Source organism: Acidithiobacillus sp. TH-A35, assembly GCF_057473505.1.
Window position 1 is genome coordinate 1 of sequence record NZ_JBYCKR010000245.1, and the last position, 2,103, is coordinate 2,103.

3 protein-coding genes are annotated in these 2,103 nt (G+C 58.1%); all 3 read right to left on the bottom strand.

Translation table 11 applies throughout. The features are described 5' to 3' along the window. A partial coding sequence (locus tag AC2VNK_RS08180; RefSeq protein ID WP_486883426.1) for a MerR family transcriptional regulator occupies nt 1-196 on the bottom strand: 196 nt, incomplete at its 3' end. Further along, nucleotides 171-470 carry an integration host factor subunit alpha gene (locus AC2VNK_RS08185; RefSeq protein ID WP_101536780.1) on the bottom strand — a complete coding sequence of 100 codons (300 nt, stop codon included), beginning with the start codon at nt 468-470 and terminating at the stop codon, nt 171-173. The genes AC2VNK_RS08180 and AC2VNK_RS08185, both read right to left, overlap by 26 nt. Before the next feature lie 10 nt (nt 471-480). After that, on the bottom strand, nt 481-2,103 hold a 1,623-nt coding region (gene pheT, locus AC2VNK_RS08190; RefSeq protein WP_486883427.1), incomplete at its 5' end, for a phenylalanine--tRNA ligase subunit beta.

Consider the following 2,103-nt stretch of genomic DNA (forward strand, 5'->3'; position numbering starts at 1 on the left):
AATAGCGGCGAGTCCCTTTTCTTTTCAGCGGACTGAGTTGCGGGAACTCCTGCTCCCAGTAGCGCAGCACATGGGCTTTGACTCCACAAAGCAGAGATGCCTCGCTGATGGAGAAATACTGCTTTTCAGGAATTTCCGGCAGCGCGGCGAGTTCTTTGCCCGCTTTCCCTTTAGGCGATGTCTGGTTCGCTACCATTGACGTAGGCTTTGAGCTTCTGGCTCGGATGGAAAGTCACCACCCGCCGGGCGGTGATGGTGATTTCGACGCCCGTTTTGGGATTACGTCCTGGTCGCGGATTTTTATCACGCAGGGTGAAGTTGCCAAAACCCGAGAGTTTCACTTCTTCGCCCTGGGCCAGGGTTTCGCGGATATGATCAAACAGGGCTTCCACAATACCTTTGGCTTCCCGTTTGTTCAGGCCCATGGTTTCAAACAACATATCCACAATTTCAGCTTTCGTGACAGCCACTTTTTTCTCCCTATGCGCGAAGTTCAATGGAGCCGATTTGCTTCACGGCAGTGAGCATCCGCTCCAGTTCCTGTTGTACATCCACCTCAGTCAGGGTGCGCTCGCGATCCTGCAAAAGGAAAGCAAAAGCCAGACTGTAGGTCCCTGCCAGCAGGGGTTCTCCCTGATAGCGATCAAAAATCCGTATTTCCTGCACGATGGCGCTGGCTTCCTGACGCATGGCGGCCAGCACGCTGCCAGCCGCAATGGCATCAGGAATCACCAGCGCCATATCTCTTCTCAACGCCGGATAGGGCGACAATGGCGCGAAATGCCGCTCATTATCCAGATCTTCCAGCATTTCCATATCCAGATAGAAGAATAATGCGGTTTTGTCCAGGTCATAACGATCTGCCAGAATTGGATGCAAGGCCCCCAGCATACCGACCCGACGTCCGGCGACGAGAATTTCTGCCGCCTGCCCAGGATGCAGGCCAACCTCGGTGGTCAAGGCCCGAAACTCAAACGTGGTCTGCGGCCATAAGGCCAGCATGGCGGCCACATCGCCTTTCAGATCAAAAAAATCCACATCCCGCGCCGTCTGTGCCCAGTTCTCGCGGTCGGCACTACCGGCAATGCAGCCCGCCAGCACCATACTCTGCCGTTCGGCTGAAAATATCCGCCCCATCTCGAAAATCCGGATACGCTCCTGCTGCCGCTTCGCGTTGAATTGCAGGGTCTGCAACAAGCCCGGCCAGAGGCTGGCACGCATGACCGCCAGATCTGCAGACAGAGGATTCAGCAATGCCGGGGCGTCGGCTTCCGGGACGAAGTCCTTCTGCGCTTCCTGGCTGATGAAGCTGTAGGTAATGACTTCGTGATAATCCCGGGCCTGGAGAATATCCCGCATCCTACGCGCTACGGTGGAGGTATTGGCTGCGGCTTGCAAGATGCCCCGGGGGCGATGGGCCGGCAACTGCTCATAACCGTAAATGCGACCCACCTCTTCGATCAGATCCGCCTCAATACGCAGATCGAAGCGATGGCTCGGCACCTTGACCTGCCAGCCCTCGGGCACGGCACGGATCTGCAGCCCCAGGCGGGTCAAAACCCGCTCCACTTCTGACGCAGTGTAAGGCATCCCCATGACCCGCTGGAGGCGCTGCTGGCGCAAGATGATTTCTGCGGGAAGCGGCAGACTACCCTGTAAGGTAAAGGCGCGGGCACTGCGCAACTGTACCGGGGCGAGTGTAGCCATCTGTGCCAGCACGCCCCGGGCCAGCCGGGGAGCGAGCTGATAATCGACACCCCTTTCATAGCGCATGGCGGCATCGGTCTGCAACGACAGGCGCCGGGCCCGCCCCTGAATCGCTTTGGGCTGGAAAAAGGCGGCTTCAAGAATAATCGAACGGGTGACATCGGTCACACTGGTCCGCCGTCCACCGATAATGCCCGCCAATGCCACCGGTCCTTGCGCATCGGCAATGACCAGCATGTCCGGCTCCAGAGTCAGATCCCGACCGTCCAGGGCATCCAGCACTTCGCCGGCTTGCGCCCAACGTACACACAGACCACCCTGCACCTTGTCCGCATCAAAGGCGTGCAGGGGCTGACCGGTCTCAAACATCCACAGGTTCAACAAGTCCACCACCGG